We start from the raw sequence: 20562 nt of genomic DNA, 5'->3' as shown, positions 1-20562 counted from the left end.
AAAAATTTTCCATTTTTATTTTCCGCACGTCCCCCCATAAAAGGTGCCAGGCCGGGGATTTCTCCAAAATGTTTATATCCCTCCCAAATAACCTTTAAAAGGTGAGAACAATGGAACAGGGAAAGGTCGCCGAAATTATCGACTCTGTTCTGCCCGGCGAAACGGTTCTGGTAACATACACCACATCCTACATCCCCGAATTCGTCCTGAAGTTCTTCATTGAGTACTCGAGAGAGAAGGACATCCCCCTCGTTATTGATGATAATTTCGACACCCTCCACGCCATTATAATCCGCGCCAAGACCATGGGACTTTCCCTGGACCTGGACAACGTCTACGTTCTGAAGACCGGGGGCAAATTCGAGGTAGGAAACGTTCTGGCAAGGGTTCCGTTTCACCCGGATCCGAGGGTTTACCTCAAAAACTACGAGGAGAGTAGCGTCAAAGTTTTCAGGGAAATCCCCTCCCCGATGATAAACCTCGTCCTCGGGCTGGAGAACCTCTTCCTCGTCACGAGAACTCCCCTTGACACGTATCGCATCATACTGGCCATGCAGAGATTCACAGGAAACGAAAGGAGAAAGGCGTTCTACCTGGTCAACGAGGGAATAATGAAAAGCCTTCCCCTTAAGAACCTTTACGAGCTGAAAAGAATCTCCACGACGGTCATCAGACTGACACCGTACCACACCGGGGCAGGGGTTAAAGTCCTGAAGAGTATCAATCCAGACCTGATGGGCATGGAGACAAGGATAGACACAGGGGGGTGGAGCTGATGGAGGCCCTCAAAAAACCCGTCCTGATAAAAGAAAGGGATCTCGACGAACTGCTGGAGCAGATTTGGCCAGGAGGAACCACCATCGTCGAGAACAGGGCATCGCTGGGAATAGAATTCACACTCCATGCATTCATACGATACTCGAAGAAGAAGGGACTTCCCCTGATAGTCGAGGACATATTCGACACACTGCCGATTTATATGACGCACCTGAGACTGATGGGGGTTCAGATAAAGGACTCCGACGTGAAGGTCGTCAAAGTCGGAGGAACCCAGGAAGCAGGGGAAGTAATAGCAAAGATAAAGTTCGGAAACGACCCCTACGTCTACCAAGAGAAGATCGATAGAGAACTCCGGAAGATAACGGGCGATTCCACGTACGTACACCTCGTCCTTGGCCTGGAGAGACTGCTGGTCCTTCAAAGCGACGTCCGCAGCATTTACACCCTCATGGGGCTGATAAAGCAGAAACTGGGGGACGAGAGGAGAATCAACCTGTACCTATTAGAAACGCCCATCATGGAAACCTTAGACTTCAACCCCCTCCCGATGCTCGAGGATCTTGCGACGTCGGTGATAGAACTCCAAGACGAGGACGAACTCATAGACATAAAATTGAAAAAGTCGGTGTTCACCCTGCTCATGCACAGGGATCATCTGCTCGTCTCTCCGAGGGAGATACTGCGGTGGTGGATGTGAGCTTTCTAAAACGCCTTCTCGGGAGAATAGAGGACCATGAAGTCGAGGTTGTCTCCACGAAACCCGTCGGAAAATTCCGAGTTGAAAAGACCCTCAAAGTCATTAATCGACAGGTTCTGGTGGGTGAGGTCACGGAGGGACTCATTTACCCAGGCTATAAGGTGAAGGGGAAAGCTGTCAGTCCCATCATGAGAATAGAGAGAAGCCACAAAAGGGTAGACTTCGCGGTCGCTGGGGATAGAGTGGCTTTGATGCTTGAGTACGAAATCCCATGCGAGGAAGGCGAGGAGCTGGAAATCTACCAGTCGTGAGGTGGTGGCATGATAATCTGGGACGACCACTTCCACGTTGACCCCTACAAGGGCCTCTTCCTTGAGGCCGTGAAGCAGTTTCACAGGGCGGGAGGAACTCACCTCGTCGTCGTATACAAGACGGCCCACGACTACGGCTTCCCCGGGCTGAAGGCGGAGGACTTCATGAAGGCGATGGACTTCCACATAGAGCTGGTCGAGAAAATTAACAAAGAGACACCTGTCAAGGCCTACGCCGTCGTTGGTGTTCACCCTGCGGAGTTCGCCTATTTGGCGGAGCAGAAGGGGTTAAGCTACGCTAAAAACGAAGTCATGAAGGCCCTCGAATACGCCCAGAGGCTCTGCATGGAGGGCAAGGCTATAGCGATAGGCGAGATAGGCAGACCCCACTACGAGGTGAGCGAGGAAATCTGGAATGCCAGCATCGAGCTGATGAAGTACGGGATGAGTTTGGCCAAAGAGGCCGACTGCGCGGTTCAGCTCCACACCGAGAGCTTTGACGAGGCCAAGTTCCGCGAACTTGGGGAGTACGTTAAAGAGGTCGGCATAAAGCCGTACAAGGTCGTCAAGCACTTCTCACCGCCCCTCGTGAAGGTGGCAGAAGAGGTCGGAGTCTTCCCGAGCATCATCGCGAGCAAGAAGAACATCAAAGAGGCAATAGAGCAGGGGAACCGCTTCATGATGGAGACGGACTACATAGACGACAAGAGAAGACCGGGTGCAGTTCTCGGGCCGAAGACAGTCCCAAAGAGGACAAAGGCCTTCCTCCAGAACGGCCTCTTCACCGAGGAGGACGTTTATAAAATCCACGTCGAGAACCCTGAGAAAGTCTACGGGGTGGAGATTGGGGAGGATTAAACCTCTGCCCGCTTCACCACCTTTACTTTTCCGGGCTCTCCAATCTCTCCCTTAACCTCAAAGATTCTGCCGAGGAACTGCTCCACGACCCAGACGTTGGTTATCAGGTGGCTGGTTACCTCCGTCACACCTATCTCCCCACCGGCAAAGGCCAGGAAAGGTATCAGCTGGTCGCCGAGGAACCTGTCAACCGCCTTCTTAGGCTCCAGCTGGTCGAGGAGCTCGTCGGCGGCTTCCCTGCCGACCACTTCAGCCGGCTTTCCGCGCTTGCCGAGTGCATCTCCAGCGAGCCTGAGCGAATCGGTCTCGGCCCAGACGACGATGCCGCTTCCCGGCCCGAGGGAGCGCGATACTTCCGTCTCTATTCCCACGGGGACGCTGTAAAGCTCTTCAATCCTCTCCTTTGCCGCTTTAGCCTGCCTCTCAGCGACGTGGGCCGGCAGGTTGGTGGCGTGGCTTATCCCGGCGAAGCTTTCTATTTTGCTCCACTCGAGCGCCTTTAACGGCTTCTTTTCTTCCCATGGCTTGACCCTTCCAACTACCAGCCCGCCCCCCTTGGGATAGTGGCCTCTCCGCCTGATTTCGAGCTCGGCCTCAATCCCCATCTTCCCGAGGGCATGGAGCGTTACGTTCTTCAGGTAATCAACGGGCGGGCTCCAGGGGACGTCGGTTCCACCGGTTATCTCAAAGCTTCCCCCAATGAAGGCCATCGCTGGAAGTAAAGCCTGGAGAACGAGGGTTATGCTTCCAGCGGTCTTTATCGGAACGCGGACGTGCTTTGGCTCTGCCTTCCCTGGGATGAACTCTAAGACCGTTGAGCTAACCTTCGCTCCCTTAACCCTCGCATTGCTCAGCTCCTTTAAAGCCAGAATTCCGTGGAGGTGCTGGGGCCTTAAACCGGGGTTTGGCCTGTTAGCGCGAATCTTGACGATTTTAACGGGCTTTTTGGTGATGACTGAGAGGGCTATGGCAGTCCTCAGTATCTGCCCCCCACCCTCACCGTAGGAACCGTCTATCACAATCATCTCTCCCACCGTTAGGAATTTCGACGGGAACGCTAAAAATTTTGCCGAAAGGCTTTTACTCGGTGAAGCCAACTCTAAGCGGTGTGAGCATGGACGAACTTGAGTTCTGCATCAAGAGCATGAGCTATCCCCTGGGCATGCCCATCGAGAATCTCCGGAGGGAGAGGGGCCGCGTTGCCACGATTTCGAGGGATAGAGTTGTTGTGCCGGAAGCTCCCCTGGTAGCCCAATGCTATCTCACGGCCCTTCTCGTTTTCGCAAGCCTCGACGTGGTGGACAGGAAACGTCTGAGCGACGATTACCGAAGGTTCGAAGAGTTCAAGGTGAAGATTCTGGGCTCAGAGCTGGGGAACGCCGTTGGAAAATACCTTCGGGAACCCTGGAAGTACATTCGGGTGGAGGCCTCAACGGCCATAGACTGGCTGGAGTTCGAGAGACGGGAGGAGAAGATACGACCGCACCTCAAGAGACTTATGGAACTAAGGGAGAAAACTTCAGACCGCTCCGAGTTTCTGACCAAGGCGGACTTTCTGAGGGAGCTGAGCGTTGACGATGCTTTACTCTTAAGCTATCTGTCCGACGAAGCCGGGCTCAGAGAGCTCGTAAACGCCGCCCTAGGCAAGCACAATCCCGAATTCAGAAATGCAGTGAAGGCGTACTTCAAGGCCCTCCGAGGTTGAGCCTCACCGCGAGGGAAAGGGCCTCCTCCGGAGAAAGCCGCTTCCGTGCCATGAGGGCCCTGATCAACCTGGCCAGTGCATCAGCGTTTCTCAGATTCAGCCTCTCAGGAGGATAGTCGAGGAAACGCTCCGGCTCAACCCTGAAGCCCAGTCTCACCGATAGCTCTGCCGCGAACTCCTCGGCGGTGAGGGGCGGAAGGCGGACGATGGCGGGGAAATCCAAGGAGGAGTACTTCCCCGCGTCCTTCGTTTCCACAACAATTGGAAAATCTCTCTCCTTTTCAAGCAGTTCGTAAACTTCCTCAAGCGGCGGCTCCCTCAGAAGAACGGCGTCTGGAGGGAGGACTTCTTCCAGCTCCGTTCCCCTCAGATTTTCGACGAGAACGTCAACGCCGAGCGAGAACACATCCAGTGGCTCGAACTCGAAAACGGGTTCTTCCTTCACATCCTTTCCCTTTTCGAAGGTTATGCGCTGGTAGAGAGCCTCGCTGACGAGCGTGAACTGGTAGATCCTCTCAACGCCCTCCAGATAGAGAACCCCGTTGGAAAGTAGCCTGAGGCCAAGCCTGGCGAGGGACGAACTCAGTTTTTCCTCGCTCTTCGTTGTTATCGCCTTCCTCCCCCCAACTTCCTCGCTCCCCCTACTGACGAGACGGTAGTCGCCGGGGAAGAGGCCCTTGGCACTGAAGAACTCCTCTAGGGTTTGCTTTGCCTTCTCCTCGCTAACAGCGTAGACCTTGATGAACTCCACGTTTTCAGCCCTGTCCACACCTATCAGCACGACCGCGTCGCGCCTTTCCTTCGGAATCAGTATCTCCTCCATACCCATCGCCGGTTTGTTTCTGCTGATTTGATGGTCAAAAATCGAGAGCACGGAAAGTTGGGGGCCTTCAGAGGTCCATCAGAGGCGCTCGCTAAAGACGCTCTTTAGAGACGCTCGTTAGAGACTCATTGCCCCCAGGAGCTCTCCGGTGTCGAGGTTGACTATCTGCACCTCCCTTTTCCGGGTGTCAAGCAGGGCGACGCTCTTCACTCCGGTGACGTAGCCGCAGACCTCGCCGGGGTTGACGAGTATGGTTCTTCCCTCCTCGCGTATCTCGTAGCGGTGGGTGTGGCCGACTATGACGACGTCGTAGAGCCTGCTTCTGGCCAGTGCACGGACGATGCGCTCATCGGTGCCATGAGTTACCGCTATCTTCATGCCGTCAGCCTCGATTTCCAGTATCTCATCGTAGATCCCCAGCGCCTCGTAGAGACCCTTCCTTTCGCCGTCGTTGTTGCCGAAGACACCCTTGAGCGGTGCCTTGAGCTTCTTGAGTTCCCTGGCCACGAACGGGGCAACGTAGTCACCCGCGTGGATTACAAGCTCAACGTCCCTCCCGTTGAACAGCTCAACCGCCTTGGAGATGGCCGGCAGGTTGTCATGGGTATCGCTCATTATACCTATCAGCATGCTCTCACCACAGGTATCTACGGCGCTGGGCTTATAGGGTTAACCGTTATTTACGGCCCATCGTCTTAGGGTAAAGTTAAAAGCATCATGGGGTATGGGTATATTCGAGAGGGTGGTGTCATGTTCACGGGTAGAGCCGTCATAGCGGTTAAAATCCTCCGTCCTCTTGGGGACTGGAGCGCCGGCGATGTCGTTCTCCTTGAGGACTGGAAGGCGAAGGAACTCTGGGAGGCCAAGATGGTTGATGTCATCGATGAGACCGACAAGGTCATAGGTGAGATAGACCGGGCCATAGCCGAGGAGCGGGAGAACGAGCCCCTGATGCCCCTCCCCGCGGGGCTGTACGAGAGGGCCGAGTTCTACATGTATTATCTGGAAAACTACGTGAGGATGAACGCGGGGGAGAGTATAGAGACGATAAACGTCAAGCTGACCAAGCTCGCCAACCTGAAGAAGAAGCTGGAGCACCTGAAGACGATACGCTTCAACAAAATCCTGAAGGCGGTTATGCTGAGGCCGAACAGCCTGGAGCTGCTGTCGAGGCTCTCACCGGAAGAGAGGAGGATATATCTCCAGCTGTCCAAGATCAGAAACGAATGGTTGGGTGAGGACTAATGGACAGGGAGGACATGATAGAGCGCTTTGCTCGCTTTCTGAGGGAGTACGTGGACGACAGCGGGAACGAGGTGTATCTCAACAAGCTCAAGGACCTGCTTACGGTTACCCCCAAGCGCTCGCTGGCGATAGACTGGACGCACCTCAACTCCTTCGACCCGGAGCTTGCTGGCGAGCTCCTCAAAAACCCCGAGGAGAGCATACTCGCCGCGGAGGATGCCATTCAAATAGTCCTCCGCGAGCCGCCCCTTCTCAAAGAGGAGGAGTTCAAGGTTCACGCGAGGTTCTACAACCTTCCGAGGACTCTCCTCGTCAAGGAACTCGGGAGCGAGCACATAAACCGGCTCATTCAGGTGGAGGGCATAATCACGCGCGTGAGCGAGGTGAAGCCCTTCGTCGAGAAAGCTGTATTCGTCTGCAAGGACTGCGGCAACGAGATGGTAAGGCTACAGAGGCCCTACGAGAACATAGTCAAGCCAGCTAAATGCGACGCCTGCGGCTCAAGGAACGTTGACCTCGACGTCGAGAAGAGCCGCTTCATAAACTTCCAGAGCTTCCGCCTTCAGGACAGGCCGGAGAGCCTCAAGGGAGGCCAGATGCCCCGCTTCGTTGACGCGATACTCCTCGATGACCTGGTGGATACTGCCCTGCCCGGAGACAGGGTTTTAGTTACCGGAATCCTCCGCGTCATCCTTGAGCAGAGGGACAAGAGACCGATTTTCAAGAAGGTTCTGGAGGTAAACCACATCGAACAGCTCAGCAAGGAGATAGAGGAGCTTGAAATCTCGCCGGAGGACGAGCAGAAGATACGCGAGCTGGCGAAGAGGAAGGACATCGTTGATGCGATAGTGGACTCAATAGCCCCTGCAATATGGGGCCACAAGACTGTTAAGAAGGGCATAGCTCTGGCCCTCTTCGGCGGTGTGCAAAGGGTTCTTCCGGACGGGACGAAGCTTCGCGGTGAGAGCCACGTTCTGCTTGTTGGAGATCCTGGTGTTGCCAAGTGCGTTGATTATCACACGAAAGTTCTCCTCGCCGACGGAAGCTTGAGGGAAATAGGTAAGGTTGTCGAGGAGGCCGTTGAGAGAGCTAAGGCCAAGGGGACCCTAGGAAAGGTCGATGATGGTCTCTATGCCCCGATTGACCTTGAGCTATACGCCCTCGACGCGAAAACGTTGAAGGTCAGGAAGGTTAAGGCGAACATCGCCTGGAAGAGGAAGGCCCCGGAAAAGATGTACCTGATAAGAACCGCGAGCGGAAGGGAGATTAGGGCCACTCCAACCCACCCGTTCTTCACATTTGAGGATGGCCAGTTTCGGACGAAGAAGGCAAGGGAGCTTAAGGTAGGAGATTTTATAGCGGTGCCGAGAGTCCTTCCTGTTGATGGGAAGCCGGTTAGGCTCTCAGATACCTCCATTGAGAAACCAAAGACCGCGAAGGCAAGGCTAAAACTTCCTGAGACCGCTGATGAAAAGTTCTGGTATCTAATAGGATTGCTGGTTGGGGAAGGCTACGCTCAGAACAGGGGAGGAAGTGCTACCATCTACTTCACTAACAACGATGAACGGTTGATACAATATGTTTACGAATACCTTCAGGTTCTTGGCCTTAACCCGACAATTAGAGATGGCCATAAAGGTAAGAGTGCCAAGGAAGTGTACGTGAGTAGTGTAGAGTTCTATCGTTTGATGGAGTGGTTGGAATTAACCGGAGGTTCTAAGGACAAGAAGGTTCCACTGCAACTTTTCAGAGCGCAGTTGGAGGACATAAGAGGTTTCCTCAGGGGGTACTTTGACGCAGAGGGCACCGTTGATAAAAAGCGACCAAAGGTTACGGTTGTTTCAGCATCAAAAGAGTTGCTCAAAGGGGTTCAACATCTTCTCCTTCGCTTCGGGATAAAGTCCCAGTTACACGAAACAAAGGCCCGCGCAACCAACGGCAAGATGAAGGCTCCAAGGACATACTACCGGCTGTTTATCACAGGAGAAGACGCCATTAAGTTTAAAGAAAGGGTTGGCTTTGGTCTGCGCTCTAAAATGGATCTTCTCAAGAGCGTGACGTCCAGCATAAAGACAAACACTAACATCGATGTTGTCCCAGGAGTTGGTTCGCTGTTGAGAGACCTTCGCACTAGGACAGGACTTACTCAGGCACAGATGGGGATACCCCGCTCAACTTACCTTCACTACGAGAGGGGAGATAGACTCCCGAGCAGGGAGAAACTGCAGGTGATTGCGGATATCCTTAACAAGCATCTGCCCGGGTCTTCGCAGGTTGATCTTCTTAATTTCCTCTCCAAGTCGGACATCTTCTGGGATAAAATAGCTGAGATTGAAGAGTACAAACCCGAACACGAGTGGGTCTACGACCTGCAGGTTCCTGAGCACCATAACTTCATAGCCAACGACATCTTCGTCCACAACAGCCAGCTCCTCCGCTACGTTGCCAATTTAGCGCCGAGAGCGATTTATACGAGCGGTAAGAGCAGTTCAGCAGCCGGTTTGACGGCTGCAGCGGTCCGCGACGAGTTCACCGGCTCGTGGGTTCTGGAAGCCGGTGTTTTGGTTCTGGCGGATGGTGGCTTCGCCTGCCTGCACCCCGATTCGAGGGTATTGGTAGATGGGAAGTACGTTCGCATCGAAGACCTCTTTGAGCTTGAGAAATCCTACAAGGCGTTCTCCGACGGTCAGGTTGTGGACATTCAGGAGAAGGAGATGGGAGTTACCGCGCTAGACTTGGGAAGCATGAGGACGAAGACTTCCAAGGCCACTATAATCCGCAGGAAGCCCTGGAAGGGCGAGCTACTCAGGCTGAAGTTCCGCTCCGGCAACGAGGTAACCCTAACTCCAGACCATCTCCTCATAGACGGCCAGACCCTTGAGTGGAAGGAGGCGGAGAAGTTCAGGACTGGAGACAAGGTAGTTGCCCCGCTAAAGCTTCCCCCGGTGAGAAACAGGGTTTACATACTTGACATCTTGCCGTCCACTTGGAAGGTCAAACTGACTCCCGAGGAGAAGAGAGAGCTGAAGGCCGAAGTTCTTAAGAGATTTAAGAGCCTCGCCGAGTTCAACAGGAAGTACAACGTTTCGAGGGATTTCCTCTCCGGAAAGGGCTCTATAAGTGTTGGAAAGTTCAGAGAGATACTCCTTGAGCTGGGAATCTATGAGAAATGGAGCGAGAAGCCGTTAACGTACGGTCCAAACTATCGCAGGGAGCGCCTTAAAGTCGCGTACATAACCCCCGAACTCGCTTATTTCCTTGGCTTCCTTTACGGGGACGGGTGGATAAAACGGAACGGCTCGAAGGTTCACGTTCGCATAGTCCAGTCAAAGGTGCATAACCTGCAGATTGAGAACCTAAAGCGAGCCTTCAAGAGCTTCTACGATGGACGGCTGAGGGAGTACGAAAGGACCACGAGGAGTAAACTCGCGGGCAACAAGATAGAGAGTAACACGATTACGTTCCACGTCAGCTCACCATTGCTCGCGTATATTTACGAATACATCACCAAAGACAACTTCAGGAATGCATTCTCCCTGGACGACGAGGCCCTGAAGGCCTTTGTTGCCGGGGCCTTGGACTCGGACGGCTGTGTATCAATCAAGAGTGGCAAGAGGGGAAGTGTTGTTCACGTTGATTTTCTGCTTTCGAACGACCTGGAGATGGACAGGGCCTTTGCACTCCTGCTCCGCAGGTTTGACGTGTACGCGCGCGTAATTCCTGGAAAGGGTGTGAATAGGATTCAGATAACAGGAAGAGAAGATGTAGCAAACCTCCTTAACGCGGTTAGGGCGTACAGTGTCAAGATTAAGGAGATACCCGTTAAAAAGCACCTCGTCTCGTCGAGGAGTGATAAAGTTCCCACCAAGCCCGTTGAGAGAATCGCAAGGGATATCATCGAAAGTGTCCCGGCTAAGTTACTACAGGAGCGGGGGCTGTGGAGCACCGTTTATTCATACGCTAGGGGCAGGTACCAGCCCAGCAGGATTCAGCTGAGAAAGCTCATTGAGAAGCTCGGCGATGTTCTGAGTCCAGAAATCCGGATTAAGCTTGAAGTCCTCGCTACGAGGGATTACTTCCTCGATGAAATCGTCTCCATCGAGCGCATTCCCTACGACGGCTACGTCTACGACCTCTATGTGCCGGGCGAGCACAACTTCCTCGCTGAGGGAATCATAGTCCACAACTGCATTGACGAGTTCGACAAGATGAGCGAGCGCGACAGGAGCGCGATACATGAGGCACTTGAACAGCAGACGATAAGCATCTCCAAGGCAGGCATAACAGCCACTCTCAACGCGAGAACGACGGTTATAGCGGCCGCAAACCCGAAATACGGACGATTCAACCGCCACAAGTCCCTTCCAGAGCAGCTCGACCTGCCGCCGACCCTGCTCAGCCGTTTCGATCTGATATTTCTCCTCCTCGATGAGCCCGACGAGAAGGTGGATGCCAGCATAGCCGAACATATCCTCAAGGTGCGCAGGGGAGAGGCGGAGGCGGTTACTCCAAAGATACCCTACGACCTGCTTAAAAAGTACATAGCCTACGCGAGAAAGAACGTCCATCCCGTTCTGAGCAGGGAAGCAATGGAGGAGATAAAGCGCTACTATGTCAGGATGAGGAAGGGCTTTAAGAGGCCCGGCGAGGACGACGGCGTGCAGCCGATTCCCATAACCGCGAGACAGCTTGAGGCACTGATAAGGCTCAGTGAGGCACACGCGAGAATGCGCCTCAGTGAAACAGTCACCCGGGAGGACGCGAGGGCAGCGATAGCAATAATCGAGGACATGATAAGGAAGATAGCCGTTGATGAGGAGGGAACGCTGGACGTCTCGATACTGGAGGTCGGCAAGAGCTCCAAGAAGATAAACAAGATCGACAGGATGGTCGACATCATAAAGAGTCTGGAGAGCGAGGGAGAGTTCGGGGCACCGGAGGACAGGATAATTGAGGCGGCGAAGCAGGCCGGCCTCGGCTCGGAGAACGAGATAAAGAAGCTCATTAACGACCTCAAGCGCGACGCCAGGATATACGAGCCGCGCGCGGGCTTCTACCGCGTGCTCTGATTCCCCTCCCTTTCCCCACTCCAAAAGGTTATAAACGTCTTCCGGTAGTTAAAGTGGAGGTGAGGAAAGTGAGCGAGAAGAAGGTTGACTTTTACGATTTCGAAGGCTTACTCGATAAGGCTTACGAGGAGCTTCCTGAGAACGTCAAGCATCACACTTCCCGTTTCGAGGTTCCAGCAGCGATAGTCACGATAGCCGGAAACAGGACTATAATCGAGAACTTCGTGGACATAGCCGAAGCCATGAACCGCGACCCGAACCATCTGCTCAAGTTCATCCTGCGTGAGGTGGCAACAGCCGGAAGTCTCGAAGGAAGGCGTGCCGTCCTGCAGGGGCGATTCACACCATACCTGATAGGCAACAAGATGAAGAAGTACCTCAAGGACTACGTCATCTGTCCGGTCTGTGGAAGTCCGGATACGAAGATTATCAAGCGCGGACGCTTCCACTTCCTCAAGTGCGAGGCCTGCGGTGCCGAAACGCCTATTCAGCACCTCTGACTTAGTCTTTTTTCTCCGGTTCCCTGTATTTTTATGCACATTAGGCGGCATTTTTCGGCATCCCTAACGATTTTGAAAACCCTTTTAAACTTTACAAACTACAAGTAGGCGACACTCTCAGCAGTCAGGGGGAGTCCTCATGAGCATGGAAGAGAAGGTTAACGATCTGTATGAGAGAAAAAGGAAGATTCTTGAGATGGGCGGCGAAAAGGCCGTCGAAAAACAGCACGCTAAGGGGAAGCTAACCGCACGCGAGAGGATTGAGAAGCTCCTCGATCCGGGAAGCTTCGTTGAAATAGGCATGTTCGTCAGGCATAGGGGTACTGAATTCGGGCTCGACAAGAAGGAGCTGCCCGCCGACGGCGTCATCACCGGCTACGGTACCATCGATGGAAGGCTCGTTTTTGTGTTCGCCCAGGATTTCACGGTCATGGGCGGTTCCCTCGGTGAGATGCATGCGGCAAAGATAAAGCGCATCATGGAGCTTGCCCTTGAAGCCGGAGCGCCGGTGATAGGCCTCAACGACTCCGGTGGAGCAAGAATCCAGGAGGGTGTGGATTCCCTCAAGGGCTACGGCGAGATCTTCAAGATGAACACCATCCTCAGCGGTGTCGTCCCACAGATAACCGCGATAATGGGCCCCTGCGCCGGTGGAGCCGTTTACAGCCCTGCCATCGGCGACTTCATACTCATGGTGGACAACCCGGCGAGCTTCATGTTCATCACCGGGCCGCAGGTCGTTAAAGCTGTGACAGGCGTTGAGGTCACGCCAACACAGCTCGGTGGAGCCATGGTTCACGCCCAGAGAGCAGGACAGGCCCACCTCGTGGGCAAGAGCGATGAGGAAGTCCTTGCCTTAATAAGGCGTCTCGTGAGCTACCTGCCCTCCAACAACATGGAGAAACCGCCGAGGGTCAAGACGAGCGATTTGCCCTTCAGGAAGACCGAGAACCTCTACTCCATCGTCCCGGACGACCCGAACAAGGGCTACGACGTGAGGCAGGTGATCTACGAGATAGTGGACAGGGACGAGAACGGCAACCCAGACTTCCTGGAAATCCTGCCATACTTCGCCCCGAACGCGGTTGTTGGATTTGGAAGGATGAACGGCCAGACCGTCGGCATAGTCGCCAACAACCCGATACACTTCGCCGGCGTTCTTGATATAGACAGCTCAGATAAGATAGCGCGCTTTGTAAGAACCTGCGACGCATTCAACATACCCATAGTTACCCTCGTTGACGTTCCGGGCTATTTACCTGGAACCCAGCAGGAGTACGGCGGAATCATAAGGCACGGTGCAAAGGTTCTCTACGCCTACGCGGAAGCGACCGTCCCGATGGTGACGGTTATCCTCAGGAAGGCCTACGGTGGAGCATATCTCGCGATGGGAAGCAAGCACCTCGGAGCTGACTTCGTCTTCGCCTGGCCTACCGCGGAGATAGCGGTCATGGGGCCGGAGGGAGCGGCCAACATCATCTTCAGAAAGGAGATAGCTCAAGCCGAGAACCCGGAGGAGGTTCGCCAGCAGAAGATAGCCGAATACCGCGAGCGCTTCGCCAACCCGTACGTTGCCGCTTCTCGTGGCTACATCGACGACGTCATCGACCCGGCAGAGACGAGGGCAAAGGTCATCATGGCACTTGAGGCCATGGAGAGCAAGCGCGTTAAGCTGCCCCCGAAGAAGCACGGCAACATACCGCTGTGAGGTGTTAGCATGGTCGTGATGAGCGAGTTTATGGAGGGCCTGAACCTGACGGTGCTGGGTGTTACCATAGTCTTCATGGTACTCAGCATCCTGGCGGTCGTTCTCTACGCAGTTGGCTGGACCGAGAGAAGGCTGGTGGAGCGGGAAAAGCCCGCTTCCGCTCCGGTTCCCGTTCCTGCCCCGGAGGCCAAGGAGGAAAAGCCGGCCATACCCCCGAGGGACCTCGCGGTCATAACGGCCGCTGTGCTGGCATACACTGCCGAGAAGGCCTCACAGCTCAGGCCCCTGCCGTTCAAGAGGAAGGTTTCAGATGCCTGGCGCCTCTACGGCGTCCAGTCGAGCATGGAGGAAGTTGAGGACTTCAACTACGAGCTCGGGAAGTGGTGAAGATGGCGAAGGTCAAGGTCATCGTGGATGGTATTGAGTACGAGGTTGAGGTTGAGGAGCTTGGAATGGGTCGCTTTAAGGTTGCCTTTGAGGACAGGGAGTACACCGTCGAGGCGAAGGGCCTGGGAATCGACATGAGTGCCCTGAGCACCAGTGCTGCCCCTGTAGCCGCTGTTCCTTCGTCTGCACCCGTTGCTGCTCCGGCCCCTGCTCCAACCCCTGCCCCGGTAGCGCCAACCCCAGCTCCGGCTGGTGAAGGAGCGGTCACCGCCCCAATGCCCGGCAAGATTTTGAGAATCCTCGTGAAGGAGGGCGAGCAGGTCAAAACCGGCCAGGGATTACTCGTCCTGGAAGCAATGAAAATGGAGAACGAGATTCCAGCACCAAAAGACGGAGTGGTTAAAAAAATCCTCGTCAAAGAAGGCGACACCGTCGACACCGGACAAACACTAATCGAACTAGGGTGAAGGGCCATGGCGGGACTCGTGGAATCGATAATAACGTTCTTTCAGGGCATGGGCCTGCTGAACCTCACGGTGGGCAACGTGATAATGATAATAGTCGGCCTTACTCTGGTCTATCTGGCCATAAGATACGAGATGGAGCCGCTCCTGCTGCTCCCGATAGGTATCAGCGCGGTGCTTGTTAACATACCTCTCGGCCACCTGGCCAACTGGCCGATAGCTCCCAACCTCCCCGAGAACATAGCGGACAACATCTTCGCCACCATGAGCTACTTAAACCAGCAGTACGGCCCGCCCGGAATCTTTGATATCATCTATTACACCCTTATAAGGACGGAAATAGTTCCGCTCCTGATATTCTTCGGTCTGGGAGCGATGACGGACTTCGGTCCGATGATAGCCGATCCAAAGACCGCCCTGATGGGTGCCGCCGCCCAGATAGGTGTGTTCATAGCGATGCTAACGGCTCTGGCCCTCGGCTTCAACCTCCACCAAGCTGCTTCGATAGGCATCATAGGTGGCGCTGACGGTCCGACAACGATATACCTGACCACAAAACTCGCACCGGAGATACTTGGAGCGACGGCGGTTGCGGCATACTCCTACATGAGCCTGGTTCCGCTGATCCAGCCACCCATCATAAAGGCCCTCACGAGCAAGGAGGAGAGAAAAATCAGAATGGAGCAGCTCAGGCCCGTGTCAAAGAGGGAGAAGATAATCTTCCCGATAATCAGCATGATCGTCATCGGGCTCTTAGTTCCCAGTGCAGCACCACTCGTTGGAATGCTCATGATAGGCAACCTGTTCAGGGAGAGCGGCGTCGTCGAGAGGCTCAGCAAAGCGGCACAGGAGGAGCTCATGAACATCGTCACCATATTCCTCGGCCTGGGCGTTGGTTCGACCATGAGGGCCGACAGCTTCCTCACCCAGGAGACCCTGATGATACTCGGTCTCGGAATAGTTGCCTTCGCCAGCGCTACAGCAGGAGGAGTGCTCTTCGGAAAGCTCATGATGAAGCTCTCAGGAGGAAGGATAAACCCAATGATAGGCGCCGCAGGGGTTTCGGCGGTTCCAATGAGCGCGCGCGTCGTTCAGAGAATGGCCAGCGAAGAGGATCCCGGAAACTTCATCCTCATGCACGCGATGGGTCCGAACGTCGCCGGAGTAATAGGGACCGCAGTGGCCGCTGGAGTTTTCCTGGCGGTTCTTGGGTGACCCTCTCCTTTTTGCCAATTTTTAAATGAAAAGCTTAAAATAGGAGAAGAGCGCTTTAGGTTAAAGCGGTGGTGAAGGAAATGCGCGTGAAGACTTTAATGACCCCAGACCCAGTAGTGATAGAGCTTCCGGCAACGAGGGAGTACGCCCTCAGCCTCTTCAGGAAGCATAAAGTAAGGTCATTCCCCGTCATCAACAAGAACACGAAAGCCCTCGTCGGAATAATAAGCATAAAGCGTGTTCTGCTTCACCCTGATGAAGAGCAGCTCGCGATGCTCGTTAAGAGGGACGTTCCCACCGTCAAACCAAACGATGATCTGAAGAAGGCCGTTAGGGCCATGCTCGAGATGGATTACAGGCGCGTGGTTGTGGTTGACGATGAGAACAAGGTTCTGGGAATCCTCACGGTTGGGGACATCGTGAGACGCTACCTGGCGAAGAACGAGAAGCTGAAGAACGTTACCATCGAGAGATACTACCAGAAAAACGTCGGCGTTGTCTGGCATGGGACGCCTCTCAAAGCCGCCCTCAAGGCGCTCCTGCTCTGTAACGCCATGGCAATCCCTGTTATCGACGACGAGGGCAACCTCGTGGGCATGGTTGACGAGACCGACCTCCTGAAGGACAGCGAGGTCGTGAGGGTCATGAAGCAGACTGCACTGGCAGCATCAAGCGAGGAGGACTGGATACTCGAAAGCAACCCCACGCTCCTCTTCGAGAAGGCCGAGCTCCAGCTCCCCAAGAAGCCCGTCTCGGAGATAATGAACCGCGAACTCGTCGTTGCAACGCCCCACATGAGCATCTACGACGTGGCCCAGAAGATGGTTCAGTACCACATCGAGCAGCTGCCCGTCATCAAGGGAGAAGGAGAGCTCGTTGGCATCGTCAGGGACATGGACATTATAAAAGTCATCCTCAACAAGTGAGTTCCCTGCATTAATCTCTCTTTTCTTAAGGGTGGTGTCTGTGAGGGAGGTAAGGCTGTCTCTCTTTGGTTTTGGAAACGTTGGAAGAGCCGTTGCGCGGGTTTTATTGGAGAAGGAGTTACTCTTCCGCGAAAAATACGGGTTAAAGTTCAAGGTCGTGAGCATTGCTGACACCAGCGCCGTCGTATGGCTTCCTGAGGGTATGGCCCTCAGGGAAGCACTCATGGTAAAGGAGAACTTCGGAAGACTCTCCTCATGGACGAACGACTACGAGGTCTACAACTTCACGCCCGAGGAGGCAGTCAGGGAGATAGATTCAGATATCGTCGTGGACGTCACCAACGATAAAAACGCCCAGACCTGGCACTTGGCGGCGCTGAGGGACGGCAAAGCCGTCGTCACGAGCAACAAGCCGCCCCTGGCCTTTCACTACGCCGAGCTGACCAAGGAGGCGGAGAGGAGAGACGTTCCCTACCGGTTCGAGGCAACAGTTATGGCGGGGACGCCGATAATAACCGTCCTCCAGGATGGGCTGAAGGGGGACACCGTTGAGAGGATAGAGGCGGTTTTAAACGCCACAACGACCTTCATTCTGAGTCGGATGGAGGTAGGGCTGGACTTTGAAGACGCTTTGAGAGAAGCCCAGAAGCTCGGAATAGCCGAGCGCGACCCCAGCGGAGACGTGCTGGGCATAGACGCAGGCTACAAGGCAACTATACTCCACTGCCTAGCATTCTACCCAGTAACATTCAACGACGCTCATGCCAAGGGCATAGCGGAGATAACCCCCGAGGAGGTTAGACGGGCCCGCGAGAGAGGCAATACCATAAGGCTCGTGGCAGAGGTTAGAGAAGAAGAAATCACAGTAGAGCCGAGAGAAGTTCCGAAGAAGGATCCCCTGGCTGTGGAAAGCCACGAGAATGCAGCGGTAATAAAGACCGATCTGCTCGGCGAGCTGGTCATCAAGGGAGCCGGTGCGGGATTGAAGGAGACGGCAAGCGGAGTAGTGGGCGACATCATAAAGGCCTCGATGAAGCTTAGGGAATCCTGATTCTCCCCTCTCCTGCTTTTACTACCAAGTCCACCTTCCCGAAGCGATGGGGGGTCACCTCAACGATGATTTTCCCACAGGGAGTTTCTATTTCCCTCTTCCCAACCGGTGGGAACAACTCCCTCCTGAAGATTTCGCCGGAGGAATCTTTGATAACCAGGCTTGAAGTCAAGTAGTCAGGGACGAGAAGGAAGGTCTTTCCTTCGCACGACACTCTAATCGCTCGAAGCCGGTGCGCCAGAACCAGGAAAAGAAGAGCTATGGAAACATTCACCACTGGGAAAACCGCCCGGTTTGTAGCCAAACCTATGACGAAGAACGGAATTGACAGCGCGAGGTAGAATAGCCCCAACCTCCATAGCCGTTCACTCTTCACGTAAACTTTTTCGAGCCTCATCAAGGCAGCCTCCCCAGCGGTTTACCTCTAAACCTCACGAGGAGCTTTCCATCAACAAGGTCAAAGGAGAAATTCCCAACCTCCACGTAGTCGGTAACCTTTCCCTTCCAGAGGGATTTGCCGTTTTTCTGGATAATGACATTGAAAGGTGGCTTTCTTCCCCTGACGATAACTTTAAACTCGTCTTTACCAGAGGAAACGAGGAGAGCACTCTTCCTGCAGGCCTCGAACAGGAGGGAGAGGCCGAATATTCCGAAGAACATGCCGAAGAGTTCTTCCACATAATGGCCCACGAGAACCCCAATCAGCACAAAGATTACTCCGATGGAGAGATAACCCATCCTCCATGCCGTCACCCTTCTCACCGAGGACATATTACCACCACTAATCCTAATTAAGAAGCCAAGATTTTTAACCTTTTTTCAAAAGTGTGTGCGGTGAAACTATGGAGCACGTGATAGCGCTCCACCAAGTCTACGCGGAGCTCATCTTCCGGGGGCTCAAGACGGTAGAGCTTAGGAAAGCCAGGGCATTCAGTGAGGGGGACACCGTTTTCCTCTATGTTGCCAGGGGAAACCCCTACGAGCTGAGGGACACCCTGAGAAGGCTCGGCCTCCACGAGGAGCAGACATTAACGAGGAGGGGAACCATTGCAGGAGGCTTCGAGGTGGGCGAGGTAATAAAGGCAGACCTCGACACGCTCTGGGAGATGACGAAGGAAACCAGCGGGCTGGCCATTGTTCACGGCGATAACGGGAAGCGCTGGCTGGGGGAATACATCAGGGAGTACGGTTATGCGTTCACAATAGAGAGGCCTTTCCTCTTCAAAGAGCCGATGAGCAAGGAGGAGATGAAGGAGCGCTATGGAGTCCACGTTGAGGGGATAATCCACCTCTCAAGGAAAACCAGAAAACCATGGGTTAAAGCTTTGATAGAGGACCTCCTGGCGCGGGAGGCCGTGTATCTCTAATCCTCTTTTCCCTCGCCTTCTTCCGGCTCAACGATTACGTAGGGACCGAGACTAAGCTTTTTGATTTCCTCCTGCGTCAAAAGCCTGCTCTTCACCTTTTCGCCGATGAGGGCGCTGTTGCCGAGGGGATCCATGATCCTCACTGTGAGGGGTTTTTTACCCTCCTTGACCTCCTCGATGTACTGGAGTATCTCCTCGGCCTTTTTAACAGCTTCTTCATCGCCTTCCTGCTGCCTGAAGTGTTTGGCCATCATCAGGGTCTCCCTGACGCGCTCTAAAACGCCTTCAACGTTGCTGACGAAACCTTCAGCAGCAGGCCCGGGTTCTATCTTGACCCCTATCTCCTCCAGCTCGATGGTTCCGCTCTTGCTTCTCACAACGCGGGTGAAGAGGTCCTTTTCCTCCTCAACCTTTACGCTGTAGAGCTTCGGCGGCCTGTCCTCCAGTATCATGACGTCGGCGTTTCTATATCCACAGCGCTCACAGATTATCGTGCTCTCCATGACCTTCCCGAAGTAGGGGATGTCGTGAACGTACTGAAGGGCCTTGAGCGTGCCCTTACCCCCGCAGATTGGACAGTCTCCCAGCCGGATCTCCTGAATCTCTCCTTTCCTCTCGGTCATCTCTCATCACCGAAGAATAGACTCAGTTAACCCCTTATAAAATCGTAGGATAGAAAAAGAAAGCATCACTTGGTTATCCTGATGTCCGCCGGAACGAGAATCAGTTTTATCTCGTGCTTGCAGATTTTAGCGGCCTGTCCGCCAAGGGCGCTGACCATTCCCTTTATCTGCTCGGCAACCTTCTCAAGAACTTCCGGCTTGACCTCGAGCGGGGTGAGGTCGACCAGGATTATGTTGCCGTTCTGGAGCTCCTCCGAGATCCTCTCAAGGTCGGCGTAGCTGGTGACGACGATCTTCTTGAGGTACCTGACCTGGGGCTTGACTATCTCCTTAGCAAGAACATCCTCCTCAAGAGGAATGACATCGATGTCACGCCTGGGAGCTACCTCCTTTTTAATCGCCGCGGGCGGCTTCTTCTTGGCCTTTTCGTCCTTCTTTTTGAGGCTGTCAAACAATCCCATAACTGTTCCCCCCAGTTAATCGTAAGGCTGGATTAATTTGGGCATTGGTGTTTATATCTCTTTCTGAAAACCCCCCAACCCCTCCTCTTCCCGCAGCCGGAACAGCCCGAAGACGCTGAGGAGGAAGGTGGCAACCGCGAAAGCCAGGGGCACGTAAGTGTAGAAGTCCCACCCCCAGGTGAAGGAGGCGTTGTAGATGAGCCAGACGCCCAGAGTAATCGAGAAAAGGGCGAGCGTTAGGTAGAGCTCCTTCCTGGAGCCACCGGCAACAGCCAGCCTGAGAAACTGGAGCAGGAAGAGCACCAGCACCGCGAGGGCTATGACGTCAACGAAAAGGGACGCCCCCATAGCAACCACCGGGAAGTGAAAAGA

23 protein-coding genes are annotated in these 20562 nt (G+C 54.2%); 15 read left to right on the top strand and 8 right to left on the bottom strand.

Going from position 1 to position 20562, the window contains the following annotated elements; translation table 11 throughout:
- Positions 1–110 precede the first annotated feature (110 nt).
- The 4 genes from E3E25_RS01560 to E3E25_RS01545 are packed head-to-tail and all read left to right on the top strand — an operon-like array spanning position 111 to position 2646.
- Positions 111–776: a DUF257 family protein gene (locus E3E25_RS01560; protein ID WP_240910770.1), complete on the top strand. Its 666-nt coding sequence runs from the start codon at positions 111–113 to the stop codon at positions 774–776.
- The gene (locus E3E25_RS01555; RefSeq protein ID WP_167891555.1) at positions 776–1477 is read left to right on the top strand and encodes a DUF257 family protein; all 702 of its coding nucleotides are present in this window, start codon (positions 776–778) and stop codon (positions 1475–1477) included. Before E3E25_RS01560 ends, E3E25_RS01555 begins: the two co-directional genes overlap by 1 nt.
- A complete protein-coding gene (gene pbp11, locus E3E25_RS01550; protein ID WP_370456634.1) occupies positions 1468–1788 on the top strand; it encodes a tRNA-binding protein Pbp11 in 321 nt (106 codons plus the stop codon). Before E3E25_RS01555 ends, pbp11 begins: the two co-directional genes overlap by 10 nt.
- 9 nt (positions 1789–1797) lie before the next feature.
- A complete protein-coding gene (locus E3E25_RS01545) occupies positions 1798–2646 on the top strand; it encodes a TatD family hydrolase (RefSeq protein ID WP_167891554.1) in 849 nt (282 codons plus the stop codon).
- On the opposite strand, the gene rtcA is transcribed toward E3E25_RS01545, so the two are convergent.
- Positions 2643–3671 carry an RNA 3'-terminal phosphate cyclase gene (gene rtcA / locus E3E25_RS01540; RefSeq protein ID WP_167892588.1) on the bottom strand — a complete coding sequence of 343 codons (1029 nt, stop codon included), beginning with the start codon at positions 3669–3671 and terminating at the stop codon, positions 2643–2645. The two genes, E3E25_RS01545 and rtcA, sit on opposite strands and share 4 nt — an antisense overlap.
- A gap of 62 nt (positions 3672–3733) precedes the next feature.
- Here rtcA and E3E25_RS01535 point away from each other — a divergent pair, with 62 nt between their 5' ends.
- A complete protein-coding gene (locus E3E25_RS01535; protein WP_370456633.1) occupies positions 3734–4351 on the top strand; it encodes a hypothetical protein in 618 nt (205 codons plus the stop codon).
- Here the strand turns inward: E3E25_RS01535 and E3E25_RS01530 are convergent.
- Complete coding sequence (locus tag E3E25_RS01530; RefSeq protein WP_370456632.1) at positions 4332–5180, bottom strand: hypothetical protein; 849 nt, start codon at positions 5178–5180, stop codon at positions 4332–4334. The two genes, E3E25_RS01535 and E3E25_RS01530, sit on opposite strands and share 20 nt — an antisense overlap.
- Positions 5181–5291: 111 nt before the next feature.
- Positions 5292–5804, bottom strand: a complete 513-nt coding sequence (locus E3E25_RS01525; RefSeq protein ID WP_167891553.1) for a metallophosphoesterase — start codon at positions 5802–5804, stop codon at positions 5292–5294.
- Between the two features lie 120 nt (positions 5805–5924).
- Here E3E25_RS01525 and E3E25_RS01520 point away from each other — a divergent pair, with 120 nt between their 5' ends.
- The 9 genes from E3E25_RS01520 to E3E25_RS01480 all read left to right on the top strand — a co-directional run bounded on the left by E3E25_RS01520 (position 5925) and on the right by E3E25_RS01480 (position 17739).
- On the top strand, positions 5925–6419 hold the full coding sequence (locus E3E25_RS01520) for a hypothetical protein (RefSeq protein ID WP_055429612.1): 495 nt from the start codon (positions 5925–5927) through the stop codon (positions 6417–6419).
- Positions 6419–11488, top strand: coding sequence for an LAGLIDADG family homing endonuclease (locus tag E3E25_RS01515; protein ID WP_240910737.1), 5070 nt, complete (start codon positions 6419–6421; stop codon positions 11486–11488). The genes E3E25_RS01520 and E3E25_RS01515 overlap by 1 nt, the downstream gene beginning before the upstream one ends.
- Positions 11489–11556: 68 nt before the next feature.
- A complete protein-coding gene (locus E3E25_RS01510) occupies positions 11557–11988 on the top strand; it encodes a translation initiation factor IF-2 subunit beta (protein ID WP_167892584.1) in 432 nt (143 codons plus the stop codon).
- A 139-nt stretch (positions 11989–12127) separates the two neighbouring features.
- Complete coding sequence (locus E3E25_RS01505) at positions 12128–13696, top strand: carboxyl transferase domain-containing protein (RefSeq protein WP_167891552.1); 1569 nt, start codon at positions 12128–12130, stop codon at positions 13694–13696.
- Between the two features lie 18 nt (positions 13697–13714).
- Positions 13715–14083, top strand: a complete 369-nt coding sequence (locus E3E25_RS01500) for an OadG family protein (protein WP_167892583.1) — start codon at positions 13715–13717, stop codon at positions 14081–14083.
- A 2-nt stretch (positions 14084–14085) separates the two neighbouring features.
- Positions 14086–14550 (top strand): acetyl-CoA carboxylase biotin carboxyl carrier protein subunit, encoded by a 465-nt coding sequence (locus E3E25_RS01495; protein ID WP_167892582.1) that lies wholly within the window; start codon positions 14086–14088, stop codon positions 14548–14550.
- A gap of 6 nt (positions 14551–14556) precedes the next feature.
- Positions 14557–15762: a sodium ion-translocating decarboxylase subunit beta gene (locus tag E3E25_RS01490; protein WP_167891551.1), complete on the top strand. Its 1206-nt coding sequence runs from the start codon at positions 14557–14559 to the stop codon at positions 15760–15762.
- An 80-nt stretch (positions 15763–15842) separates the two neighbouring features.
- On the top strand, positions 15843–16688 hold the full coding sequence (locus tag E3E25_RS01485) for a CBS domain-containing protein (protein ID WP_167892581.1): 846 nt from the start codon (positions 15843–15845) through the stop codon (positions 16686–16688).
- A gap of 40 nt (positions 16689–16728) precedes the next feature.
- Complete coding sequence (locus E3E25_RS01480) at positions 16729–17739, top strand: homoserine dehydrogenase (protein ID WP_167892580.1); 1011 nt, start codon at positions 16729–16731, stop codon at positions 17737–17739.
- Here E3E25_RS01480 and E3E25_RS01475 read toward each other — a convergent pair.
- A complete protein-coding gene (locus E3E25_RS01475) occupies positions 17726–18139 on the bottom strand; it encodes a hypothetical protein (protein ID WP_167891550.1) in 414 nt (137 codons plus the stop codon). The genes E3E25_RS01480 and E3E25_RS01475 overlap by 14 nt on opposite strands.
- Complete coding sequence (locus E3E25_RS01470) at positions 18136–18510, bottom strand: hypothetical protein (protein ID WP_167891549.1); 375 nt, start codon at positions 18508–18510, stop codon at positions 18136–18138. Before E3E25_RS01470 ends, E3E25_RS01475 begins: the two co-directional genes overlap by 4 nt.
- Before the next feature lie 71 nt (positions 18511–18581).
- On the opposite strand from E3E25_RS01470, the gene E3E25_RS01465 reads away from it, so the two are divergent.
- Positions 18582–19106: an ASCH domain-containing protein gene (locus E3E25_RS01465; RefSeq protein WP_167891548.1), complete on the top strand. Its 525-nt coding sequence runs from the start codon at positions 18582–18584 to the stop codon at positions 19104–19106.
- Here E3E25_RS01465 and E3E25_RS01460 read toward each other — a convergent pair.
- The 3 genes from E3E25_RS01460 to E3E25_RS01450 form a co-directional block, all read right to left on the bottom strand.
- Positions 19103–19729: a ZPR1 zinc finger domain-containing protein gene (locus E3E25_RS01460; protein ID WP_167891547.1), complete on the bottom strand. Its 627-nt coding sequence runs from the start codon at positions 19727–19729 to the stop codon at positions 19103–19105. The two genes, E3E25_RS01465 and E3E25_RS01460, sit on opposite strands and share 4 nt — an antisense overlap.
- 65 nt (positions 19730–19794) lie before the next feature.
- The gene (locus E3E25_RS01455) at positions 19795–20190 is read right to left on the bottom strand and encodes a cell division protein SepF (RefSeq protein WP_088179807.1); all 396 of its coding nucleotides are present in this window, start codon (positions 20188–20190) and stop codon (positions 19795–19797) included.
- Positions 20191–20241: 51 nt separating this feature from the next.
- Positions 20242–20538: a hypothetical protein gene (locus E3E25_RS01450; RefSeq protein WP_167891546.1), complete on the bottom strand. Its 297-nt coding sequence runs from the start codon at positions 20536–20538 to the stop codon at positions 20242–20244.
- Positions 20539–20562 lie beyond the last annotated feature (24 nt).

This window comes from Thermococcus sp. MAR1 (assembly GCF_012027305.1).
GTDB lineage: Archaea > Methanobacteriota_B > Thermococci > Thermococcales > Thermococcaceae > Thermococcus.
The sequence above is the reverse complement of the archived record's forward strand: the minus strand, read 5'-3'. Positions and strand labels throughout refer to the sequence as shown.